General features: G+C 59.4%; 24 protein-coding genes and 1 pseudogene. 9 read left to right on the top strand and 16 right to left on the bottom strand.

The annotated features are described in order from the left end of the window. Positions 1 to 301: 301 nt before the first annotated feature. Positions 302 to 490, top strand: a complete 189-nt coding sequence (locus ACOZK9_RS06960) for a hypothetical protein (RefSeq protein ID WP_058412169.1) — start codon at positions 302 to 304, stop codon at positions 488 to 490. 129 nt (positions 491 to 619) lie between these two features. On the opposite strand, the gene ACOZK9_RS06955 is transcribed toward ACOZK9_RS06960, so the two are convergent. The 8 genes from ACOZK9_RS06955 to ptrR form a co-directional block, all read right to left on the bottom strand. Continuing rightward, complete coding sequence (locus ACOZK9_RS06955) at positions 620 to 1,165, bottom strand: DUF2058 domain-containing protein (RefSeq protein ID WP_058412170.1); 546 nt, start codon at positions 1,163 to 1,165, stop codon at positions 620 to 622. A 5-nt stretch (positions 1,166 to 1,170) separates the two neighbouring features. Further along, on the bottom strand, positions 1,171 to 1,992 hold the full coding sequence (gene mazG, locus ACOZK9_RS06950; RefSeq protein WP_058412171.1) for a nucleoside triphosphate pyrophosphohydrolase: 822 nt from the start codon (positions 1,990 to 1,992) through the stop codon (positions 1,171 to 1,173). Positions 1,993 to 2,064: 72 nt separating this feature from the next. Beyond that, positions 2,065 to 4,308: a GTP diphosphokinase gene (gene relA, locus ACOZK9_RS06945; protein WP_058412172.1), complete on the bottom strand. Its 2,244-nt coding sequence runs from the start codon at positions 4,306 to 4,308 to the stop codon at positions 2,065 to 2,067. Between the two features lie 136 nt (positions 4,309 to 4,444). Further along, on the bottom strand, positions 4,445 to 5,800 hold the full coding sequence (gene rlmD / locus ACOZK9_RS06940) for a 23S rRNA (uracil(1939)-C(5))-methyltransferase RlmD (protein WP_421555499.1): 1,356 nt from the start codon (positions 5,798 to 5,800) through the stop codon (positions 4,445 to 4,447). Next, complete coding sequence (gene cysM, locus ACOZK9_RS06935; RefSeq protein WP_058412174.1) at positions 5,800 to 6,702, bottom strand: cysteine synthase CysM; 903 nt, start codon at positions 6,700 to 6,702, stop codon at positions 5,800 to 5,802. The genes rlmD and cysM overlap by 1 nt, the downstream gene beginning before the upstream one ends. Positions 6,703 to 6,819: 117 nt before the next feature. Then, positions 6,820 to 7,410 carry a tRNA-uridine aminocarboxypropyltransferase gene (locus tag ACOZK9_RS06930; RefSeq protein ID WP_421555498.1) on the bottom strand — a complete coding sequence of 197 codons (591 nt, stop codon included), beginning with the start codon at positions 7,408 to 7,410 and terminating at the stop codon, positions 6,820 to 6,822. Positions 7,411 to 7,590: 180 nt separating this feature from the next. Continuing rightward, the gene (locus ACOZK9_RS06925; RefSeq protein WP_256586059.1) at positions 7,591 to 7,713 is read right to left on the bottom strand and encodes a PA1414 family protein; all 123 of its coding nucleotides are present in this window, start codon (positions 7,711 to 7,713) and stop codon (positions 7,591 to 7,593) included. Positions 7,714 to 7,868: 155 nt separating this feature from the next. Further along, positions 7,869 to 8,762, bottom strand: a complete 894-nt coding sequence (ptrR, locus tag ACOZK9_RS06920) for a putrescine utilization regulator PtrR (protein WP_058412176.1) — start codon at positions 8,760 to 8,762, stop codon at positions 7,869 to 7,871. 103 nt (positions 8,763 to 8,865) lie between these two features. Between ptrR and ACOZK9_RS06915 the strand changes: the two genes are divergently transcribed. Further along, complete coding sequence (locus tag ACOZK9_RS06915; RefSeq protein WP_421555497.1) at positions 8,866 to 10,083, top strand: MFS transporter; 1,218 nt, start codon at positions 8,866 to 8,868, stop codon at positions 10,081 to 10,083. On the opposite strand, the gene ACOZK9_RS06910 is transcribed toward ACOZK9_RS06915, so the two are convergent. From ACOZK9_RS06910 to ACOZK9_RS06900, 3 genes are all read right to left on the bottom strand, one after another. Next, on the bottom strand, positions 9,995 to 11,437 hold the full coding sequence (locus ACOZK9_RS06910) for an NCS1 family nucleobase:cation symporter-1 (RefSeq protein ID WP_152749796.1): 1,443 nt from the start codon (positions 11,435 to 11,437) through the stop codon (positions 9,995 to 9,997). The two genes, ACOZK9_RS06915 and ACOZK9_RS06910, sit on opposite strands and share 89 nt — an antisense overlap. Before the next feature lie 198 nt (positions 11,438 to 11,635). Next, positions 11,636 to 12,034: a DUF2177 family protein gene (locus ACOZK9_RS06905; protein ID WP_421555496.1), complete on the bottom strand. Its 399-nt coding sequence runs from the start codon at positions 12,032 to 12,034 to the stop codon at positions 11,636 to 11,638. 71 nt (positions 12,035 to 12,105) lie between these two features. Next, entirely contained in the window at positions 12,106 to 12,942 is an 837-nt protein-coding gene (locus tag ACOZK9_RS06900) for a CvfB family protein (protein WP_122249764.1), read from the bottom strand. 219 nt (positions 12,943 to 13,161) lie between these two features. Here ACOZK9_RS06900 and ACOZK9_RS06895 point away from each other — a divergent pair, with 219 nt between their 5' ends. From ACOZK9_RS06895 to ACOZK9_RS06885, 3 genes are all read left to right on the top strand, one after another. Next, positions 13,162 to 13,341, top strand: coding sequence for a hypothetical protein (locus ACOZK9_RS06895; RefSeq protein ID WP_003193095.1), 180 nt, complete (start codon positions 13,162 to 13,164; stop codon positions 13,339 to 13,341). Between the two features lie 207 nt (positions 13,342 to 13,548). Beyond that, on the top strand, positions 13,549 to 14,271 hold the full coding sequence (locus tag ACOZK9_RS06890; RefSeq protein ID WP_058412181.1) for a TorF family putative porin: 723 nt from the start codon (positions 13,549 to 13,551) through the stop codon (positions 14,269 to 14,271). 66 nt (positions 14,272 to 14,337) lie between these two features. After that, positions 14,338 to 15,207, top strand: coding sequence for a DUF6279 family lipoprotein (locus ACOZK9_RS06885; RefSeq protein ID WP_058412182.1), 870 nt, complete (start codon positions 14,338 to 14,340; stop codon positions 15,205 to 15,207). A 166-nt stretch (positions 15,208 to 15,373) separates the two neighbouring features. Here the strand turns inward: ACOZK9_RS06885 and ACOZK9_RS06880 are convergent, their stop codons facing one another. Together ACOZK9_RS06880 and ACOZK9_RS06875 are read right to left on the bottom strand one after the other, a co-directional pair. Further along, positions 15,374 to 15,763, bottom strand: a complete 390-nt coding sequence (locus tag ACOZK9_RS06880) for a transcriptional regulator (protein WP_152749804.1) — start codon at positions 15,761 to 15,763, stop codon at positions 15,374 to 15,376. A 147-nt stretch (positions 15,764 to 15,910) separates the two neighbouring features. After that, positions 15,911 to 17,257 (bottom strand): DEAD/DEAH box helicase, encoded by a 1,347-nt coding sequence (locus ACOZK9_RS06875; RefSeq protein ID WP_058412184.1) that lies wholly within the window; start codon positions 17,255 to 17,257, stop codon positions 15,911 to 15,913. A 193-nt stretch (positions 17,258 to 17,450) separates the two neighbouring features. Between ACOZK9_RS06875 and ACOZK9_RS06870 the strand changes: the two genes are divergently transcribed. Next, positions 17,451 to 18,749: a mechanosensitive ion channel family protein gene (locus ACOZK9_RS06870; protein ID WP_152749808.1), complete on the top strand. Its 1,299-nt coding sequence runs from the start codon at positions 17,451 to 17,453 to the stop codon at positions 18,747 to 18,749. A 37-nt stretch (positions 18,750 to 18,786) separates the two neighbouring features. Here ACOZK9_RS06870 and ACOZK9_RS06865 read toward each other — a convergent pair whose 3' ends face one another. From ACOZK9_RS06865 to ACOZK9_RS06855, 3 genes are all read right to left on the bottom strand, one after another. Further along, entirely contained in the window at positions 18,787 to 19,653 is an 867-nt protein-coding gene (locus ACOZK9_RS06865; protein WP_058412203.1) for a carboxylate/amino acid/amine transporter, read from the bottom strand. A 212-nt stretch (positions 19,654 to 19,865) separates the two neighbouring features. Continuing rightward, positions 19,866 to 20,468, bottom strand: coding sequence for an FMN-dependent NADH-azoreductase (locus tag ACOZK9_RS06860; protein ID WP_058412204.1), 603 nt, complete (start codon positions 20,466 to 20,468; stop codon positions 19,866 to 19,868). Positions 20,469 to 20,620: 152 nt separating this feature from the next. Then, positions 20,621 to 20,935 carry a hypothetical protein gene (locus tag ACOZK9_RS06855; protein ID WP_058412205.1) on the bottom strand — a complete coding sequence of 105 codons (315 nt, stop codon included), beginning with the start codon at positions 20,933 to 20,935 and terminating at the stop codon, positions 20,621 to 20,623. A 49-nt stretch (positions 20,936 to 20,984) separates the two neighbouring features. On the opposite strand from ACOZK9_RS06855, the gene ACOZK9_RS06850 reads away from it, so the two are divergent. The 3 genes and pseudogenes from ACOZK9_RS06850 (at position 20,985) to ACOZK9_RS06840 (ending at position 22,860) form a co-directional block, all read left to right on the top strand. Beyond that, a complete protein-coding gene (locus ACOZK9_RS06850) occupies positions 20,985 to 21,908 on the top strand; it encodes a PA3225 family LysR-type transcriptional regulator (protein WP_058412206.1) in 924 nt (307 codons plus the stop codon). A gap of 14 nt (positions 21,909 to 21,922) precedes the next feature. Beyond that, positions 21,923 to 22,293: pseudogene (locus ACOZK9_RS06845) on the top strand (alpha/beta fold hydrolase). A 3-nt stretch (positions 22,294 to 22,296) separates the two neighbouring features. Further along, positions 22,297 to 22,860, top strand: coding sequence for a peptidylprolyl isomerase (locus ACOZK9_RS06840; RefSeq protein ID WP_058412208.1), 564 nt, complete (start codon positions 22,297 to 22,299; stop codon positions 22,858 to 22,860). The last annotated feature ends 16 nt before the right edge of the window (positions 22,861 to 22,876 follow it).

Below are 22,876 nucleotides of genomic sequence, written 5' to 3'. Positions count from 1 at the left end.
TTTGTGGTTGGTGGGCTGTGTGGGGTGCTTCTCTTTCCCCCTTTTTTTTTTTTTTTTTTCTCTCCCCCCCCCCCCCCCCCCCCCCCCCCCCCCCCACACTTGAGCGCCTTCAACATGAAACTTTTGTCATATAAGCCAAGCACCTGCGACGCAATGTCGCGGTTTATGCGGCCTGTAGGACTGTTGCGTTTTTTGCAATGAATAGTTGCGCGCAAAACCAGTTTACTTAGCAAGCTAACAAAACATATAACAAAGGCCTGCGACGACTTGCCGCAGATCAACCAGAGATTGGAGCAAGCAGATGACTGTAAAAGTAACTGAACGCGACGATGCACATATGTCCCACGAAGCCTTGGGCCATGGGATTCACATCTGGGATGTACATCAACAAGACCTGCTGGTCGGCATGTTTCACAACGAGAGCGACGCTCATAATTATAAAAACGAGCTGGAAACCCTCGAAATGAAACGCCAGGAACAAAGCGCCTGAAACCTGAAATCCCGCAGCCGCCCGGTTGTGGCGAGCTTGTCGTACCGCTGCGGTTCGACAAGCGCCCAACCAGGGCCGCCTGCAAACAAAAACCCCGCCTGTTGAGCGGGGTTTGTTGTTTTTAACGCTTTACCACATCAGGTCATCCGGGATCTGGTAAGCGGCGTACGGATCATCCGCGTCCGGCACCTGGGTTTCGGTGAGGATATTCAGCTGGACGATACGCTCCGGCGCACGTTCCTGGATCTTCAGCGCCGCTTCACGCGGGATCACCTCGTAACTGCCGCCGTGGTGCACAATCGCCAGCGAGCCGTTGCTCAGCTTGTTGCGCATCAGCGTGTTGACCGACAGGCGCTTGACCTTCTTGTCGTCAACGAAGTTGTAGTAATCCTCGGTGGTCAGCTTGGGCAGCCGCGAGGTCTCGATCAGTTGCTTGACCTGAGCCGTGCGCGCCTTGGCCTCGGCTTTTTCTTGCTGCTGGCGGTTCAGTTCCTGGTCACGCTTGACCTTCTCGGCCTGCGCTTGCTGGGCCTGACGCGCCTGGGTGTCATCGGCCTCGACCTGGCCCTTGTGGACCAGGCGCTGCTGTTTCTGCTTCTCTTTGCCGACCTGCTTGGCCTGCTTTTGGTTGACCAGGCCTGCTTTGAGCAACTGGTCGCGAAGGGAAATGCTCATGGTGCTTACTCACTTAGTTCCTGGCGTTTGGCTTCGCCCCACAGGGCGTCCAACGTTTCGAGGGTGCAATCTTCTATGGGTTGATGCGTGTCGCGCAATGCCTGTTCGATAAATCGGAAACGTCGTTCGAATTTGGCGTTGGCGCCACGCAGCGCAGCTTCCGGGTCTACCTTGAGGTGGCGGGCCAGGTTGACCGCTGCAAACAGCAGGTCACCGACTTCATCGGCGATGGCCACCGCGTCGTTATCGGCCATGGCTTCAAGCACTTCATCGAGCTCTTCGCGCACGTTATCCACCACCGGCAACGCCGCTGGCCAATCGAAACCGACTTGGCTTGCGCGCTTTTGCAATTTGGCGGCACGCGACAGCGACGGCAAGGCCATGGGCACGTCGTCGAGCAGGGAAAGTTGCTGCGGTGCGGCGGATTTTTCGGCGCGCTCTTCGGCCTTGATCTGCTCCCAGCGCTGCTTGACCTGTTCTTCGCTGAGTTGTGGAATATCCAGCGGCGCGTACAAATCGCCCGTCGGGAACACATGCGGATGCCGGCGAATCAGTTTGCGCGTAATGCTGTCGATCACCCCGGCAAATTCGAAACGCCCTTCTTCGCGCGCCAACTGGCTGTAATACACCACCTGAAACAACAAATCGCCCAGCTCACCCTGCAGGTGATCAAAGTCGCCGCGCTCGATGGCATCGGCTACTTCGTAGGCTTCTTCCAGGGTGTGCGGCACGATGCTCGCGTAAGTTTGCTTGATGTCCCACGGGCAACCGTATTGCGGGTCGCGCAGGCGGCTCATCAGGTGCAGCAGGTCTTCAAGTGAATACATCAATCAATCTCTGCTCAATGTTTGGCAGCACCACTGTTTAAGTGTGGGAGTTCCCACACTTTCAGTCGGACTTCATGGCGTACGGTTGCGCCGCGTCTCGATGATGTTCGGCAACTGCGAAAGCCGCCCCAGCAGCCGCCCTAACGCGTCCAGCCCCGGAATCTCGATGGTCAAGGACATCGATGCAGTGTTGTCCTCTTTGTTCGAGCGGGTGTTGACCGCCAGCACGTTAATACGCTCATTGAGCAGCACTTGCGACACGTCACGCAGCAAACCGGAACGGTCGTAGGCACGAATCACGATGTCCACTGGGTAGGTGAGCACCGGCACCGGGCCCCAACTGACCTGAATGATGCGCTCCGGCTCGCGCCCGCCGAGTTGCAGCACCGAGGCGCAGTCCTGGCGGTGAATACTCACGCCACGGCCCTGGGTGATGTAACCGACAATGGCGTCGCCCGGCAATGGCTGGCAGCAGCCGGCCATTTGCGTCATCAAGTTGCCCACGCCCTGGATCTGAATGTCGCCGCGCTTGCCCGGTTTGTAGCCGGTGGCTTTGCGCGGGATCAGCTCCAGCTGTTCGCTGCCGCGCTCCGGCTCGACCAGTTGTTGCGCCAGGTTGACCAGTTGCGCCAAGCGCAGGTCGCCGGCGCCCAAGGCTGCGAACATGTCCTCGGCGATCTTCATGTTGGCTTTTTCGGCCAGCTTGTCGAAGTCCACCTGCGGCAGGCCCAAACGGCCCAGTTCGCGCTCAAGCAAGGTTTTACCGGCGGCGACGTTCTGGTCGCGCGCCTGCAATTTGAACCAATGCACGATCTTCGCACGTGCCCGCGACGTGGTGATGTAGCCCAGGTTCGGGTTCAGCCAGTCGCGGCTCGGCGTACCGTGCTTGCTGGTGATGATCTCGACCTGCTCGCCGGTCTGCAGGCTGTAGTTGAGCGGCACGATGCGCCCGTTGATCTTGGCGCCCCGGCAGTTGTGACCGATTTCGGTGTGCACGCGGTAGGCAAAATCCAGCGGCGTAGAGCCTTTGGGCAAGTCGATGGCGTGGCCGTCGGGGGTGAAGATGTAAACCCGGTCGGGCTCGATGTCCACGCGCAGTTGCTCGGCCAGGCCGCCGATGTCGCCGAGTTCTTCGTGCCATTCCAGCACTTGGCGCAGCCAGGAAATTTTCTCTTCGTACTGGTTGGAGCCGGCCTTGACGTCGGTGCCCTTGTAGCGCCAGTGCGCGCAAACGCCCAGCTCTGCCTCTTCGTGCATGGCGTGGGTGCGGATTTGCACTTCGAGCACCTTGCCCTCGGGGCCGATGACCGCGGTGTGCAATGAGCGATAGCCGTTTTCCTTGGGGTTGGCGATGTAGTCGTCAAATTCCTTGGGAATGTGCCGCCACAAGGTGTGGACGATGCCCAACGCGGTGTAGCAATCGCGCATTTCCGGCACCAGCACGCGCACGGCACGCACGTCGTAGATCTGGCTGAAGGCCAGGCCCTTGCGCTGCATTTTGCGCCAGATGGAATAGATGTGCTTGGCGCGGCCGCTGATGTCGGCTTCGACGCCGGTGGCCTGCAACTCGGAACGCAACTGGCCCATCACGTCACTGATAAAGCGCTCGCGGTCGAGCCGCCGCTCGTGCAGCAGCGTGGCAATCTGTTTGTATTGATCGGGTTCGAGGTAGCGGAAGGACAAGTCCTCCAGCTCCCACTTGATATGGCCAATGCCCAGGCGGTGTGCCAGCGGCGCGTAAATATCGAAAACCTCGCGGGCCACGCGGTTGCGCTTTTCGTCGTCGGCGGTCTTCACCGCGCGGATCGCGCAGGTACGCTCAGCCAGTTTGATCAGCGCGACACGCACGTCGTCGACCATCGCCACGAGCATTTTGCGCAGGTTTTCGACTTGGCCCTGCGTGCCCAGCACCATCGATTGGCGCGGGCTCAGGCTGGCACTGATGGCGGCCATGCGCAGCACGCCGTCGATCAGCTTGGCCACTACGGTGCCGAAACGCTGGCTGACCAGTGGCAAGGCGATATGCCCTTCGCGAACGCCGCGATAGAGCACGGCGGCGATCAGCGAATCCTGGTCGAGCTTGAGATCGGCGAGGATTTCGGCGATTTCCAACCCGGTGCGAAAACTTGACGTGCCTTCGGCCCAGAGATTCTTGGCCGCATTATTTTGCTGCTCGGACTCACGAGCGAACTCGCAAGCGGCCTTCAAGGCTTCACGGTCCAGTGCCGGGTCGACACTGACGGCATGATCCAGCCATGCCTCGAGATTGATACTGCCGTCGGTGTTGATCGGCTGGTGTGCTCTCACCTGTACCATCTTGCTTACCTTCCCTACGACGCACCTTGAATGCGCCAAAAAACATCGCTGACCTGCTTTGCAACCTTAGGCTACGCACGTTCCCTGACAGATCACAGCCCAGGAGACTACAGGCCAGTCGGATTAAACGGGCATCCTAGCCCGCTTCAAATAATGCCATGGCCTCGACGTGTGCCGTTTGCGGAAACATGTCGAGGATCCCGGCACGTTTTAGCCGGTAGCCTTGCTTGACCAACTCAACCGTGTCCCGCGCCAGCGTGGCCGGGTTGCAGGACACATACACCACGCGCTTGGCTCCAAGGGTCGCAAGCTTACGCACAACCTCCAGCGCACCATCACGCGGTGGGTCCAAGAGTACCGCAGAAAAGCCCTGTTTGGCCCACTGCGCGTCACTCAAAGGCTGAGACAAATCGGCCTGAAAAAACTCTACATTGTGATGCAAATTATTGCTGATGGCGTTGAGTGCGGCCCGATCCACCATGGTTTGCACACCTTCCACCGCCACCACTTCACGCGCCTGTTTGGCCAACGGCAGGGCAAAATTGCCCAGCCCGCAGAACAAGTCCAGCACGCGCTCATCAGGCTGCGGCGCAAGCCATTCCAGGGCCTGGGCGATCATTGCCGCGTTAACGGCGGCATTCACTTGTACAAAATCGCCCGGCCGATAGGCCAGTTCCAGGCCCCACTGTTCCAACCGATAACCCAACGCGGTATGCGCCTCGACCGGTTCCGGCTGGCCTTCGCCATGCAGCCACAATTGGGCTTCATGGAAGACGCAGAATTCTTTGAGTGTCAGCAGGTCGGCGTCCGACAATGGCGACATATGCCGCAACAACACCGCAATCGACGAACCGCTGAATAGCTCCACATGCCCCAGCGCCTGAGGTTTGCTCAAGCGGCGCAGCATGTTCGGCAAACGCTGCATGATCGGTTGCAAGGCCTGTACCAGCACCGGGCAATCATCGATGGCGACGATGTCCTGGCTGGCCACCGCGCGAAAACCCACTTCCAGTTGCTTGGCCTTCGCGTCCCAACGCACGGCCACGCGGGCACGGCGACGGTAGGCAAATTCCGGCCCGCTTAAAGGTGCGGCCCACTCTTGCGGTTCGACACCGGCCACGCGGGACAGTTGCTCGGCGAGCATGCGCTGTTTCAGGGCGAGTTGTTCGTCTTGGGGCAGGTGCTGCACGCTGCAACCACCGCAGCGGCCAAAGTGCGCGCACGGCGCCGGGCGGCGTAACGCACTGGCCTTGAACACACGCTCGGTGCGCGCTTCGACCACTTTGCCGTGGGCGCCCAATACCCGCGCTTCGACTTCTTCGCCGGCCAGCGCGCCGTTCACAAACCAGGTGCGGCCTTCAAAAAAAACAATGCCGCGCCCATCGTTGGCCAAACGCTCGATGCTCAGGCGTTGTTTTTTGCCCACCGGAATCTGTGGCGCCCGGCTGCCGCCCGTCGGCTGGAAACGCAGGCCTCTCTCGTGCTTGGCCATCAGTTGGGTTCGTCGAAAATGCCGGTCGACAGGTAACGGTCGCCACGGTCACAGATGATCCCGACGATCACCGCGTTTTCCAGTTCTTTAGACAAACGCAACATGCCGGCCACGGCACCACCGGCAGACACGCCGCAGAAGATGCCTTCTTCACGCGCCAATCGGCGGGTGGTGTCTTCGGCTTCACGCTGGGCCATGTCGATGATGCGGTCCACGCGCACGGCTTCGTAGATCTTCGGCAGGTACTCTTGCGGCCAACGGCGAATGCCGGGGATGGACGCGCCTTCCATCGGTTGCAGGCCGACAATCTGGATCGCCGGGTTCTGCTCCTTGAGGTAGCGAGAATTGCCCATGATAGTGCCGGTGGTGCCCATGGAGCTGACGAAATGAGTAATGCTGCCGTGGGTCTGACGCCAGATTTCGGGGCCGGTGGAGGTGTAATGCGCCTCGGGGTTGTCGCCGTTGGCGAACTGGTCGAGCACCTGGCCACGGCCTTCGGCAGCCATGCGCTCGGCGAGGTCGCGGGCGCCTTCCATGCCCTCTTCCTGGGTAACCAGCACCAACTCGGCGCCGTAGGCGGTCATCGCCGCCTTGCGCTCGGCGCTGCCGTTGTCGGGCATGATCAGCACCATTTTGTAACCCTTGATCGCCGCGGCCATGGCCAGGGCGATGCCGGTGTTACCCGAGGTGGCTTCGATCAGGGTGTCGCCGGGTTTGATCTGCCCGCGCAGCTCGGCGCGGGTGATCATCGACAGCGCCGGGCGGTCCTTGACGGAACCGGCCGGGTTGTTTCCCTCAAGCTTGAGCAGCAGGGTATTGCTGGTTTCACCCGCCATGCGTTGCAAGCGGACCAGGGGCGTGTTGCCGACGCAATCGGCGATTGTAGGGTACTGCAAGGTCATGGCGTATTCGCAATCCAGACTGCGGGGGCGAACATCATACCGGGAAAGGCTGGCAGGCCATATCACGCAAAGTGCGGTGCTTATGGCTTAAAGGAATAAGCAGGCTGAAAGCCCTTGTCAGCCGTGGTTTTTCTGGAACACCGCAGGTCCCATGGCTGCGATCTGGCCGTCGATCAGGGCATCGAAAGGTACGAGCAACGGTTCGAAAGACACCGGCGCTTCCAGCATCTGCAACGCTTGTACGATCGCCTCCACCGTCGACAACGCCCCTGCCCCAGGCGCCTTGCGCAGCCGGTAGCGGGAAGCCGCGCCTTCGGCCAGCGTGACGCGGGGCAAGGCAGCCAACAATGGGTTGAGGTGCAAGAGTTTGCGCGCCTTGCGCCACGTGCCGTCGGGCACCACCAGCAACAGCGGCTCGTCGCCGGGTGCATACGTTTGCAGCGGCAGCGCATCGTCAGACGGGAACAACAGCCGTACCTGATAGCCAGGTGGGTTCAATAAGGTCGGCAGGTCCTCGAACACCTCACCCACCACCAACTGCGCATTGTTCAATCCCAGCGCGGCGAGTCGCGCGGTATTCAGCGCATGGTTAACCTCGCTCGGGTGCTGCAAGAGCAACACACGGGTGCGACTGTCGAGGTTGGGGATCAGCGGGCACAAACAATGAGTGACGGGCCTGAGGCAGCGGGAACATTGGGGTCTGGCCATGAATTTCAGGAACACAACTATGAGAGCAGGCTTATGTGGAAGCCGGATGTGTGTGCGGGAGCCGTGCTTGCCGGCGATTCAGGCGCCTCGGCGCATCAGGCAGACCGAGGTAATGCTATCGCAGGCAAACCAGCTCCCACATAAGCCAGTGCCCACCTCAACGCCCGCTTCGACCTGCGCTTACCTGCGACGCGGCCTGCGCTGCTCGTCATCCGTGCGAATCGGCACGGGTTGCAGCGGCGGCTCAATCAAGCCCAGTGCAACGCCGAGATCATGGAGCCAGTTTTGAATTTTGTCTTTCATGGTTGCCCCCTTTGAGGGTAGTGCGGGTCGGCGGTAGCTATGCAGCCTTACGAAATGTCGCCGCTTCGTACAGATAGTAGCTCTAAGTCCTACGCAATGCTTGAACGAAACCACAACGAACTATTACTGAATTGATTCAAATCCTGACAGATCGTTCAAGCCATCGCGCGCGCGTCCTGCAGCACATCGGCGTTGCCTTCACGCTGCAGGTCAATCCATGCATTGAGGTTAGCGCCGAGCATACCCTTTCGCCACATCAGCCAGGTGGTCGCAGTAGCAAAAGGCCCTGTCAGCGGATGAACGGACACGCCGTCCTTGCCTGGCAGGCTGTCGAGCATGGATTCGGACATCAACGCCACGCCGGAACCGGCAATCACACAGGCGAGCATGCCCTGATAAGACTCGATCTCAATCGCCCGGCCCATGGCCACATGCTCGTGCGAAAACCACGTCTCCAGCCGCGTGCGATACGCGCAACTGCGGCGGAAGGTGAACACCGAGCGCCCGGCAACATCCTGAGGCCCACGCACGGGTGGGTGATCAGCCTCGCAAATCAACACCAAGCGCTCTTCGCACAGCGGCACACCGTCCAAGGTGGCGATGGTCAGCGGGCCATCCACCAGCGCCGCATCCAGACGCCCGGTGATTAAACCTTCCAGCAGTTCACCACTGGGTGCCATTTGCACCTGCAAGTTCACCTTCGGATAAGCCTTGTGATAACGCGCCAGCAGCTTGGGCAAATGGATCGCGGCGGTGCTGTACATGCTACCCAACACAAAGTCGCCGGCCGGTTGCCCACCCTGCACCGCGCCGCAGGCTTCGTCATGCAATGCGAGCAAGCGGGCGCTGTAGTCGAGCAAGACCTTGCCCGCAGGAGAAAGCTGCAAACGCTGGCGCTCCCGCACGAACAACTCGACACCAAGTTGCGCCTCCATCTGCTTGAGGCGGGTCGACAGGTTCGACGGCACGCGATGCAGGCGCTCGGCCGCGCGCGTGATGGAGCCCTCTTGCGCCACGGCGTGGAAAATCCGCAATTGACTGAACTCCATACCTTTCTCCAAAACCGAACAAGTTTCTCACTATTATTCATTTTTACAGAAAGTCAAAGCGCTTTAGGCTGAAGGTCTTCGCTTGCAGACAGGAAACCTGAGCATGTCACCGCTTATTCGTTTACTCGCGAGTTTTATCGCGTTGATGATGGCCATGGGCATTGGCCGCTTCGCGCTCACCCCGCAAATGCCGCATTTGCTCAGCGAAGGGCAAATCGACCTGACCGGCGCCGGGCTGATCGCCGCCGCCAATTACCTGGGCTATTTTGTGGGTGCCGTGGACTCGACCTTCGCGCGCAGCCACCAGCATGTGCGTGGCCGCCTGTACGGCGGGCTGTGGCTCTGCGTGCTGCTGACCCTGGCATCGTATTGGGCCAACGGGTTTTGGCCGCATCTGTTGCTGCGTTTTGGTACCGGTGTCGCCAGTGCGTGGGCATTGGTGATGATCACCAGTTTAAGCCAGCCGCTGGCGGTTGCCGCAGGGCGGCCGCGCTGGGGCGCATTGGTGTTTGCCGGGCCCGGGTTGGGGATTGTGCTAACGGGGTTGCTGGCGCTGGGCTCGAATGTGCTGGGGCAAAGCTCTGCAACGTTGTGGCTGGTGTATGGGGTGGTGGCGCTGGTCATGCTGCTGGCGATCCTGCCTTTCTTGCCCCAGCCGACCGTCAATAGCGCACCCGCCTCCAGCGTCGGCCACAATCAAAGCATCGCGCACCTGTACTGGGTTTATTTCCTGTACGGCCTGGGCTACATCATCCCGGCGACCTTCCTGTCACAGATGGCCGCAGCGCAGTTCAACGGCGCGTGGCAGGCGGATCTGTTCTGGCCATGCTTCGGCTTGGCCGCGGCGCTTGGCGTGGTGGTGGTGAGCCTGCGCCGCAGCAATCCGCAGAACACCCGTCGCTGGCTGATGACAACGTTATGGCTGCAAGCAGTCGGCGTATTCGCCTGCCTGCTGGGCAATGGCTGGGGCCTGGCGTTGGGCGTGTTGCTGTGCGGTGCGCCGTTTCTGGCGTGCATGATGCTGGTGATGCAACGCTTGCGAGATATAGCGCCGCACGGCTATCAGCGCAGCACGGGGCTGTTGACCGCGAGCTTCGCCATCGGCCAGTTGAGCGGCCCGCTGCTCGCCTCGGTGAGCAGCCATCTGAGCGGCGGCCTGCAACCGGCTTTGCTGGTTGCAGGCGCAGGCCTGTTGGTGGCGGGCGCGGTGTTACTGCGCCCTGCCGCAGCGGTCAGCCGACCACCAGCGGCGCAGCTACGCGAACCTGTTCTCGGCGCGCCAGCAACAGAAAAAATAGCCCACCGAGGAAGCACCCGGTAAACCAGGCGAAGTTGGCCATGCCCTGCAACGCCGGTGTGAAGGTAATGGCCACGCCCACCAGCGTCGCAGGCACCAGCGCTTTAACCGCCGTCCAGTTGACCCCGCCGTCGAAATAATAGCGGCCGTTGGGGCTGTCATCGAACAGCGCAGCCACATCGATCTGCTGCTTTTTGATCAGGTAAAAGTCCACCAGCAGGATGCCGAACAACGGCCCGATAAACGCGGCCAGCACATCGAGGGTGTAGTGGATCATCAGCGGGTTGTTAAACAGGTTCCACGGCGTGATAAAAATCGATGCTACCGCCGCGATCATGCCGCCCGCGCGCCAGCTGATTTTGCTCGGCGCAACGTTGGCGAAGTCGAACGCCGGCGACACAAAATTGGCGACGATATTGATGCCGATGGTCGCTGTGACAAAGGCAAACGCGCCGAGCAATACGGCCACGCTGTTGTCGATGCGCGACACCGTGGCGATCGGGTCATGCAGCATTTCACCGAACACCGGCAACGTGCCCGAAACGATCACAACGGTGACCAGCGAGAACGCCAGGAAATTCACCGGCAGCCCCCAGAAGTTACCGCGTCGCACGTCTTGCATGCTGCGGCAGTAGCGGCTGAAATCACCGAAATTCAAGGTAGGGCCAGAGAAGTACGACACCACCAGCGCCGTCGCAACAATCACCTGGCCAAAGGCCTGCCAGCCCGACAGCGATTTTTCCGACAGGGTAAAGCTGATATTCGCCCAGCCGGCCTTGAACACAATCCAGCCTGCCAGGGCAAACATAACGGCGTAGACCAGCGGGCCCGCCCAGTCGATAAAGCGGCGGATGGACTCCATACCGGCCCAGAACACCGCCGCCTGCACTGCCCACAAGCTGAGAAAGCCAAGCCAGCCCAAGTAGGATAATCCTGCGAAATGCGGCTCTGCGTACGCCGCCATTTGTGGGAAAAAGCGCAGCACCACGATGATCAAGGCACTCGACGCCAAGTAGGTCTGAATACCGTACCAGGCCACGGCGATCAGGCCACGGATCACCGCTGGAATATTCGCCCCGAACACACCGAATGCCAGCCGGCAAATCACCGGATAGGGCACGGCAGCCTGCTGGCTGGGTTTGGCGACCAGATTGGCGATCACCTGCACAATGCAAATGCCCGCGAGCAAGGCGATCAATACCTGCCAACTGGCCAGCCCGAGGGCGAACAGGCTGGCGGCGAACACATAGCCGCCGACGCTGTGCACGTCGCTCATCCAGAAGGCGAAGATGTTGTACCAGGTCCACTTTTGCGGCAGTGGGCCAAGGTCTTTGTTGTACAGGCGCGGGCTGTAGCCGTTGGGCAAGTGTTCGGTCATCGCGTGGCTCCTCGAAATACCGGCCTGCGCTCCCGTAACCGTGTGCATACGGGAGGCGGCTCAAGTTGTATACGAGAAAGTCAGCAGAATGCGTGCCAATAGAACACAATCCTTTTGCAACTGGGCTGCATAAGGGTCTAAAGAGGTTTAAAAGCTGAGGTCATGCTCGGCAACGGTGCACAGCAAACCTGTACACAATCACTTGCGCCCCCGATCTGCGCACAGGTAGCCGACCGTGCAGCACATGGCCGTCAGGAACGTGCCCCAGGCCATGTCCATGACCGCAAGGCCAGCCGACCAGCCTTGCAGCGTCGCCCAGTTGCTCAAGTCGTAAGTGCCATAGGCCACCAAGCCCAACAGCGCACCCAGGCGTGCGGCGCGTTGCCAGCTAGCGCTTGGCAACACCACGAACACCACGCAGCCCGTCACATATAAAAGATAGAACAACACGGCGGGCAACAGGCGTGGCTGATCAAGCATCAGCGAGCCCAGCAGGGACTTGTAGGTCGGGCCCATCAGGACGCCCAGCCAAAGGCCGTCGAGCACCAGGAAGGCGAGCAACGTGCCGAGGTAAGCAAACAGTGTTTTTTTGGTCATTGACGCAAACCTCTGTAGAAGCGAGCCAGAACCGGGCGTTCCCCTCGCTTCTAACAGAGAGCAAACAGCACTTAGCTTAGTTCAATGCGATCCGCGTGAATCACGATCTGCCCTTGTTTGTAGAGCGCACCAATGGCCTTCTTGAAATTGCCCTTGCTGACGCCGAACAAGTTGCTGATCACTGCGGGGTCGCTTTTATCGCTGACCGGCAAGCTGCCGTTGTTTTCGCGCAACTTGGCGAGGATCTTCGAGTTGAGGCTGGAGGCCGCTTCCTGGCCAACGGGTTGCAGGCTCAGGCTGATGTTGCCATCGGCGCGGATCTCTTTGATAAAGCCTTTCTCTTCCTTGCCCGGGCGCAGGAACTTGAACACTTCGTTCTTGTGGATCAAGCCCCAGTGCTTGTTGTTGATGATCGCCTTGAAGCCCATGTCGGTGGCTTCGGCCACCAACAGGTCGACCTCTTGGCCCACCTGATAATTGGCAGGGGTCTTGTCCAGGTAGCGGTCAAGGCGCGCGGTGGCGGTGATGCGTTTGGTGTGCTTGTCGAGGTAGACGTGCACGACGCAGTATTCACCGGCAGTCATCTGACGTTTTTCTTCGGAATACGGCAGCAACAGATCCTTGGGCAAACCCCAGTCGAGGAATACACCAATGCTGTTGACTTCGACTACTTTCAGACTGGCGAATTCGCCGACTTGGACTTTCGGCGTTTCAGTCGTCGCGATCAGTTTGTCGTCGCTGTCCAGGTAAATGAAAACGTTGAGCCAGTCTTCATCTTCACTGGGGGTATCCTTTGGAATATACCGATTAGGCAAGAGGATTTCACCGTCTTGCGCACCGTCCAGGTACAAACCAAAGTGAGTGTGTTTAACCACTTGCAAGCTGTTGTAGCGCCCGATTAGAGCCATTTCAAATACCCTCATTGCGTGGGCGGCATTCTACCCGAGTTGTGCTCGACACGCCCGCGCGCCTGAAAATCTTAGGCCTGCGCGGCGGGCTGACGAGCAGTGCTCCGCTCGTCTGATACGCCCGTGCGGATTATTTTTGAAGGATATTTGCCAAGCAATTGTCAAGTATTTCCTGTACGATGCCTGGCCAAGTTAATTTTCTACAGGTTAGTGGCCGCCATGCGCGTAAAAGCATCCAACAGCAAAGCAAAGCCAGCTCCCGCCGTTGAAACCAGCGAATCGATCAACAGCCAGATCGCTGCGTTCCTCAAGTCCGGCGGCGAAATCCAGCAAATTGCCAAGGGCGTGAGCGGCCAGACTTTCGGCCCGTCCAAGCAGATCAGCCTGGGTAAAAAGTAACACCCCGCACTGCAACTGGTCCCTAAGCGTCTTGCACTCAAGGCGCTAGGACTAGAGCCTGAAATACCCCCTCTGCACTACCCGGTTTTACGCTAATCGACGAACGGGACTCACCGCCTGGTATTCGCCGGTATGCTTGCACACGTCTAGCACGGGCATTTGCCCGATTTTCCCGGTCACTGCTCCTCGCTTTTCATGGAGTGAAGCATGCTTAAGCCCTGCTTTTTTCTGATAACTGCCCTAGCGGCAAGCCCCCTGGCCGAAGCGCAGGTTTTTCAGCGTGAATTGGGCGATTTCGACCTGAAATTGGGCACCACGCCGAGCCGTAGCATGGCCCAAGGCCTGGTTAAACCGACCAGCCCCGGCAGCGACTCCTTCCACGGCGGCCTGGACCTGAGCCACGGCAGCGGCCTGTATATCGGCCAATTCTCACCGAACATGGGGCTTTCATCGGCCGACAACATTGAAGTCGACTCCTACATGGGCTTCAAACGCCCCTTCGACCAGACTTTGGGCTACGAAGTGGGCTTGATCCACTACAGTTATCCCAAGCTCAGCCCGCTCGACAGCCAGGAGTTCTATGGCGGCCTGAACTTGCTGGGCAACCGCTTTGGCGTGTCTTTCAGCAACGACCCGGACCGTCAGGACAGCACATTGTTTGCCGACCTCAGCGGCACGCAGCCCTTCGGTATCGGCGTCAGCATGAAATACACCACGCATCAGTTAGGCACCCCGGCCGCCGTGGAAGGTGGCTCTATCAGCAGTTTCAGCGATTGGTCGGTACAGTTCTCGCGCGCGTGGAAGGGCATTGACCTGGACCTGATCTACAGCGGCTCCAGCCTCAGCGGCGGCGATTGCTCAGCCTACTCAGGACACAATTCGCAATGCGATGGCCTGTTGACCTTGAAGGCTGTGCGGTCGTTTTATTGATGGGCTGAACTGTCGCGCCGTGCGTGGGTTCACATGCATTAACCCACTTTGCGCAAGGACTCGCCCATGCTGCGTCGGCTCAAACTTCTGCTGGTACTCATGACCCTGAGCCTGGTGCTCGCCGGCTGCAATCGCGTGGGTCTGGCCTACCGCAATCTGGATGTGATTATTCCCTGGACCCTCAACGACTACCTGGACATGAATGCCGGGCAAAAGAGCTGGTTCAACGAAAAACTCAAGGAGCACCTGGCCTGGCATTGCACCACGCAACTGCCGGGCTACCTGGACTGGCTCGACCGCCTGCAACAGATGGTCGACAACAACCAGGTCACCGACGCCGCCCTGCAAGCCCGCACCGTCGAAGCCAAACAGGCGATTGCCGACGTCGCGCGGGAGATTACGCCCTCGGCTACTCAACTGCTGCAAGGCCTGGATGATCAGCAGGTCAAGGAGATGAATGAAGCCTTGGCCAAAGACCTGCGCAAGCGCCAGGACGAATACCTCAAGCCGCCCCTCGCCCAACAGATCAAGGAACGCGCCGAGCGTATGAGCAAGCGCCTGGATGCGTGGATAGGCCCGCTGAGTGCCAGCCAACAGAACCGGGTCACCGCGTGGTCCATCGCCTTGGGTGACCAGAACACCGCGTGGATTGGCAACCGCGCGCACTGGCAGGCGCAGTTTATCGCCGCTGTGCAGCAACGCCAGAGCGCCGACTTCGCGCAAAAAATCGAGCAATTACTGGTTGATCGCGAAAGCCTGTGGACACCGGACTACCGCGCTGCGTACGCCCAAACGGAAACGGCGGCACGCGGTCTGATCGTCGACCTGATGGCCGAGAGCACCGCGCAGCAACGCTTGAAACTGACGCAGAAGATTGACAGCGTGCGCAGCGACTTCAAGGCCCTGAAATGCCTCAAGGCCGCCAACAATAGCTGATTTTTTTAGGAGCACATTGGTGGGAGCGGGCTTGCTCGCGAGTGCAGTGGGTCGGTTGACATTTACTTACCTGACACACCGCAATCGCGAGCAAGCCCGCTCCCACATTTTGACTGTGTTCTGCTGGTGAGATTGAGTCGGCTTTTCCCGCTTTTGATTGGCAAAATCAGGCAATCGCAGCCTTCGACGCCAGTTGATCAAACGTCGCCGGTTCCAGTGCATCGGCCTGCTCATCCAGCACCTGGCGCGGGTGGTCGTTACCGGGAATCGAACTGTCAATCAGCGACAGCAATTGCGAGCCGCGCGGGGTCAGGATGAAGTTTTCACCGTTGCCGCCCTCTTCTTCCGGCCGCGACTCGATAAACCCGCGCTTGAGCAGCAGCGCCTCATAATCGGCAGCGGTCTTTTTCAGTGTGTCCAGGTTACCGATGGATTCGCCCGCCGTGGCCTTCTCCGCGGCTTCCTGTTCAGCATATTTGCGCGGGGCAAAGCTGCCCTCGCCGTTCTGCACTTCATGCAGCAACCGTTCGATCAAATCCCAGTTATAAGTCGTCATCCTGATTCCTCCTGTGGGCCGATGGAAAAATAGCCCCTCAAGCGGTGGACAGGCTGCACTTCTCGCCGTTCAGTCGATCAGACGAAGGCGCAAATATTGCCCATAAAAAAACCGGACATTGTCCGGTTTTTTCATATCAAACCACCGTTACTCGGCAGCCGGCGCTTCTGGCTTGCGACGCTTGAGCGGCGCCATGCCGTCCTTGCTCACGAGCGACAGGTTGTCGGTCTTCGGCCGGTTGGCGATCTTGCGCTTGGTCGGCGACTTGGCACCGGCTTTCTTCTTGTCGCCTTTGCCGTCGACTTTTTTCTTCTTCACGCCAACGGCCTTGCCCGAAGCCTTGACCTTCTTCGGCCCGGTGTAAGTGCCTTTGACTTCCTTGATGGTGCGGCGCTCGAACGACTGCTTCAAGTAGCGTTCGATACTCGACATCAGGTTCCAGTCGCCATGGCAGATCAGCGAGATCGCCAAGCCATCGTTACCGGCACGCCCGGTGCGGCCGATACGGTGCACGTATTCATCGCCGCTGCGTGGCATGTCGAAGTTGATGACCATGTCCAGGCCATCCACGTCCAGGCCGCGCGCGGCAACGTCGGTGGCAACCAGAATCTTCACGCCGCCAGCCTTGAGGCGGTCGATGGCCAGCTTGCGGTCCTTCTGGTCTTTCTCGCCGTGCAGCACGAACGCTTTGTAGTCCTGTGCCACCAGACGACCATAAATACGGTCAGCCGCAGCGCGGGTGTTGGTGAACACGATGGCCTTCTGATAGGTCTCGTTGGCCAACAGCCAGTTGAGGATTTGTTCTTTGTGCACATTGTGGTCGGCGGCCACGATCTGCTGACGCGTGGTCGCATTCAGGTCGCTGACGTTGTTGACCTGCAAGTGCTCCGGGTTATTCAGCACCTTGGCGACCATGTCACGCAGGGTCGAGCCGCCGGTGGTGGCGGAGAACAACATGGTCTGCTGGCGGTTCACACATTCAGCGACAAGGCGTTGCACGTCGTCGGCAAACCCCATGTCGAGCATGCGGTCGGCTTCGTCGAGCACCAGCACTTCGACTTCCTTGAGGTCGAGGTTGCCGGCGTTGAGTTGCTCGATCATGCGGCCTGGCGTGCCGATCAGAATATCCGGCACCTTGCGCAGCATGGCGGCCTGGACCTTGAAGTCTTCGCCGCCAGTGATCAGGCCGGACTTGATGAAGGTGAACTGCGAGAAGCGCTCCACTTCCTTCAAGGTCTGCTGGGCCAGCTCACGGGTTGGCAACAGGATCAGGGTTTTGATGCTGACCCGAACTTTGGCCGGGCCGATCAGGCGGTTCAGAATCGGCAGAACGAAAGCGGCGGTTTTGCCACTCCCGGTTTGAGCCGTCACCCGTAGGTCACGCCCCTCGAGCGCGAGCGGGATGGCCGCTGCTTGCACCGGCGTAGGCTCGACAAATTTAAGCTCGGCCACGGCTTTGAGCAGGCGTTCGTGCAGGGCGAATTGGGAAAACACGGGTGCTACCTCGAAGAAATACAAAATATCAGCTGCATAGGGTAACGGTTTCGGGCGTCCAAACCGAGTTTCTTTACGCGAACGGCGCTAATCAGCTGCTTTTTTGTTAAGACATTTGTCCGCGCAACCAACTTCCTCACACTTAAATGCTCTAATCGGCCCGTGTTGTCTTACAGAAGAATCGGTTTCATCCATGGATATCAAACAGCTCTGGCTCAACGTTCAAGACCTTTGGGGCGCCCTCGACCAGCACCCGCTGCTGCATTCCAGCCTGGGTTTGCTGGTGTTACTGGTCGTGGCCCTGGTGCTTGGAAGGGTCGCGCGCTACCTCATTCTGCATGCCGTCAAATTGCTCGGTCGCCAACCGGCGCTGCACTGGCTGAATGACCTTCGGCACAACAAAGTCTTCCACCGCCTGGCGCAGATGACGCCGTCGCTGGTGATTCAGTTCGGCCTGTACCTGGTGCCCGCCCTGGGCAAGACCGCTACGCTGTTTATCGGCAATGTCGCGCTGGCGTTCACCATCCTGTTCATGACGCTGGCCGTGAGCGCCCTGCTCAACGCCCTGCTGGACATCTACGCGCGCACCGAACACGCTCGCACGCGATCGATCAAGGGCTACGTGCAGCTGGCGAAGATGGTGCTGTTCGTGTTTGCCGCGATCATTATCGTCGCCACCCTGATCGACCGCTCGCCGCTGTTGCTGCTATCGGGCCTGGGTGCGATGTCGGCAGTAATCTTGTTGGTCTACAAGGACACAATGTTGTCATTCGTCGCCAGCGTACAACTGACCAGCAACGACATGCTGCGGGTTGGCGACTGGATAGAAATGCCGCAGGTCGGTGCCGACGGCGATGTAGTGGACATCACCCTGCACACGGTCAAGGTGCAGAACTTTGACAAGACCATCGTCTCTATCCCGACCTGGCGCCTGATGTCCGAGTCGTTCAAAAACTGGCGCGGCATGCAGGCGTCCGGCGGGCGCCGCATCAAGCGCAGCCTGTATATAGACGCCAGCGGCGTGCGCTTCCTGCATGACGACGAGGAGGTGCGCATGACCCAAGTGCACCTGCTCACCGATTACGTCAGCCGCAAGCAGGCCGAACTCAAGGCCTGGAACGATGCCCAGGGCAACAGCGCGCAACTGTCGGCCAACCGCCGCCGCATGACCAACCTCGGCACCTTTCGCGCCTACGCCTTGGCGTATCTGAAAAGCCACCCCGACATTCAGCCGAACATGACCTGCATGGTGCGCCAGATGCAAACCACCGCCCAAGGCGTGCCGCTGGAAATCTACTGCTTCACCCGCACCACGGCGTGGGCCGATTACGAGCGGATCCAAGGGGATATTTTCGATTATTTACTGGCGGTGCTGCCGGAGTTTGGCTTGAGTTTGTATCAGCAGCCGAGTGGCAATGATTTAAGGGCCGGGATGTTGCCGGCGGTGTTGGGCGCCAGTCATTTGCCTGCGCCGGACCAGCATCCAACATAAAAGCGCATCTTCCCTGTGGGAGCGGGGTTGGATGGCTTCAGCGGTGGGCAGGCGCGTTACGCAGGCCCAACCGGCTGATCCACACCGCCCCCAGAATCACCAAACCGCCCAGGGCCAACCTGCCCAGCGGCTCGTGCTGGTTCCAGATCAGCAAATTCAGCAACAGCCCGACCGGCACATGCAGGTTGTTCATCACCGCGAGGGTGCCGCCATTGACCAGGCACGCGCCCTTGTTCCACCAGTACATGCCCAGCGCCGTGCTGACCAACCCAAGAAACACTAACACGCCCCATTGCAGTGGCGCTTCGGGCAGAAAATTGGTTTTGCCGAACATCAAAAATGCCGGTAACACCACGATCAGGGCGCCCACGTAAAAATAACCGAAGCGCCGGTAATGCGGCAGGTCAGTCGGGTAGCGTGCCACCAAATGTTTGTACATTACCTGCCCGCAGGCGTAGGTGAAGTTGGCCAGTTGCAGCAGCAAAAAACCCATCAAAAAGTGCGGTGTGATCTGGTCGAACCGAATCACCGCCGCGCCGCCTACCGCCACCAGCGCGGCGATCAGCGCCCAAGGGTTGAAACGCCGGTTGAGCGCGTCTTCGATCAGGGTAACGTGCAGGGGCGTGAGGATCGTAAAAAGCAGCACTTCCGGCACCGTCAGCACACGAAAGCTCAGGTACAGGCACACGTAGGTCACGCCGAATTGCAGCGCGCCGATCAGCAGCATGCCGCGCATGAACGCCGGTTCTACCGCGCGCCAGCGCGTCAGCGGGATAAATACCAGCCCAGCCAGCACCACGCGCACCAGCACTGCAAAGTAGCTGTCGACGTGACCGGCGAGGTATTCGCCGATCAAGCTGAAGGAAAATGCCTGAATCAGGGTGACAACCAGTAGATAGCCCATGCGCGCCTCATTTCGAATGGGCGGCACATTAAAGGTTTTCGGCACGTCACGAAACTCGGCGCAAAAAAAACCCGACCTCGCTATAGCGGCAGTCGGGCGAGAGCACTCAGGAGCAACAAGTGCAAAGGGAGGTTCGATACGCGTACTTGAAGGGTTTGCGTGGGGCGATATAAACACCGCACGATTATGTGACGATTAAACGATTAAGTGGCTCACGCAACGAGCTGGGCAAGCAGCGCTTTGGCGTGGTTGATGCCCTTTTCCTGGAAGTCGCCGCTCAGGTTCACGCCTTCGGCATGAATGAAGGTGACGTCGTGAATCCCGATAAACGCCATCACCTGGCGCAAGTAAGGTTCCTGGTGATCGGAGCTGGCGCCGGTGTGGAGGCCGCCGCGCGCGGTCAGCACGATGGCGCGCTTACCGGTGAGCAAACCCTGAGGGCCAGTGGCGGTGTATTTAAAGGTCACGCCGGCGCGCAACACGTGGTCGAGCCAGGCTTTGAGGGTGCTGGGGATGGCGAAGTTGTACATCGGGGCGGCCATGACCAGCACGTCGGCGGCGAGCAATTCGTCGGTCAATTGGTTGGAGCGGTCCAGGGAAGCCTGTTCGATTTCGTTGCGCTGGTCGGCAGGTTTCATCCAGCCGCCGAGCAAGTTGGCGTCCAAGTGCGGCACTGGGTTAAGCGCCACGTCACGCACGCTGATCTGATCCGCGGGGTGCGCAACCTGCCATTGGCTGATGAACTGTTGGGTCAGTTGGCGGGAGATCGAATCCTGCTGGCGGGCGCTGCTTTCGATGATCAGAACATTAGACATGGCTACGTAGGCTCCATCTGTAATTGCTGTAAGGCGATGGAGAAAAGATTAACCAGGGCTCATTCGATAAAAAAGCGCAAAAAACTGCTACAACCCATCCATAAATTTGTTTATAAGCGCAGTATGGCTGTGAGCATGCCCCGCTTGCCGCCTTACTTCGGAGCGCACGCCAAGGCGATACGCATCTTGATAATGGCGCGGGTGAACTTGACCGTGGTGTTGGTGCTTTTACCCGCCGCAACCGTGACTTTGCGAGTACGTGGCGATTCCGGGCCGTTGGTGAAGGTTACCGAACACACAGCATCGTTGGTGCCGTAATTGTTTAAGCGGATCGAACTGATGTCACCGTCCACGTCGGAGGCGCTGTAATCCACTTGCACGCCGTCGATCTTTTTAGTCACGTCGATGGGGTACGCAAATGCCGTCATTGGCAGCAGCGCCAGCAACACACAACAGAATTTTCTCATTCGGCAGTCTCCAATAGGGACCGCCAGCTTAGGACAAGAGGAGCTCATCTTGAAAGCGCCCCGCGTTACCCTCGATCAATGGCGCACGCTGCAAGCGGTGGTCGACCATGGCGGCTTCGCCCAAGCCGCTGAAGCGCTGCACCGTTCACAATCCTCAGTGAGTTACACCGTGGCGCGTATGCAAGACCAACTCGGCGTGCCGCTGCTGCGCATCGACGGGCGCAAGGCAGTGCTCACCGAGGCCGGTGAAGTGCTGTTGCGCCGCTCACGGCAACTGGTCAAAAACGCCAGCCAGTTGGAAGATCTTGCCCACCATATGGAACAAGGCTGGGAGGCCGAAGTGCGGCTGGTAGTGGACGCGGCGTACCCGAACGCGCGGCTGGTGCGTGCGCTCACCGCGTTTATGCCGCAGAGCCGTGGTTGCCGCGTACGGTTGCGCGAAGAAGTACTGTCGGGCGTCGAAGAGCTGTTGATCGAAGGCGTGGCAGATTTAGCGATCAGTGGTTTCAGCATTCCAGGTTACCTGGGCACGGAAATGAGCGACGTCGAATTCATCGCCGTGGCCCATCCCGACCACGCGTTGCACCGCATGAACCGCGAATTGAGCTTTCAGGACCTGGAAAGCCAGATGCAGGTGGTGATCCGCGACTCGGGGCGCCAACAGCCACGCGACGTTGGCTGGCTCGGCGCCGAGCAACGCTGGACCGTTGGCAGCCTGGCCACCGCCGCCACCTTTGTCGGCAGCGGCCTGGGCTTCGCCTGGCTGCCAAGGCACATGATCGAGCGCGAACTCGCCGAAGGTCTGCTCAAGCAGCTACCCTTGGAACAGGGCGGCAGCCGCCACCCCACGTTCTATCTGTATTCAAACAAAGACAAACCGCTGGGGCCCGCCACGCAGATTCTCGTGGAATTGCTGCGCACCTTTGACACCGCCCCACTGGACGCGCCCTTCGCCGCTCCCCGGCAGGCCTGAAACGGAGTTCATGCATGGCCTGGTTCGATCATCAAGGCTGCAGCCTGCATTATGCGGAATATGGCCACGGCAGCCCGCTGATCCTTGTGGATGTGCGCGGCCACGGGCGCTCCGGCAAACCGCGCGAACGCTGCAGCATGCAGGTTGTGGGCTGGGCTGTGCAGGAACGTCTGTCGAAAATTACCGGTCCAACGCTGGTCATCAGCGCCGACCACGACGACACCTCCGTGGCGAAGAAACAAATCTATGTAAAACTGCTACCCGATGCGCGACTGGTGGTGATCGAGAATCCCGCCATGCCACGCCCTTGGATCAACCCGAAGTCTTTAACGCTACCTTGCTCGATTTTCTAAAGACAGTCGAAACCACTACCCAGGATCACTGACCCATGTTGAAAAAAATCGCCTTCTTTGCCGGCTCCGTGCTGTTCGCTGCGAACCTGATGGCCGCCGAGCCCGTCAAGGCACCTCATGTGCTGATCAGCACCACCAATGGTGACATCGAAATCGAACTGGACCCGGTCAAGGCGCCGATCAGTACCAAGAACTTCCTGGCCTATGTTGACAAAGGCTTTTACACCAACACGATTTTTCACCGCGTAATTCCGGGCTTCATGGTTCAGGGCGGCGGGTTCACTACGCAGATGTCGCAGAAGCCGACCGATGCGCCCATCAAGAACGAAGCCAGCAACGGCCTGCATAACGTGCGTGGCACCTTGTCGATGGCACGCACGAATGACCCGAACTCGGCGACCAGCCAATTCTTCATCAACGTGGCCGACAATGCGTTCCTCGACCCGGGCCGTGACGCCGGTTACGCCGTGTTCGCTAAAGTGGTCAAGGGCATGGACGTGGTCGACATCATCGTCAACTCGCAGACCACCACCAAGCAAGGCATGCAGAACGTGCCTATCGATCCTGTTCTGATCAAGTCGGCCAAGCGCATCGACTGAGGTCTGCAGGTAGTTT

Source organism: Pseudomonas kitaguniensis (assembly GCF_049199985.1).
In the GTDB taxonomy this organism is placed as follows: domain Bacteria; phylum Pseudomonadota; class Gammaproteobacteria; order Pseudomonadales; family Pseudomonadaceae; genus Aquipseudomonas; species Aquipseudomonas kitaguniensis.
The sequence above is the reverse complement of the archived record's forward strand: the minus strand, read 5'-3'. Positions and strand labels throughout refer to the sequence as shown.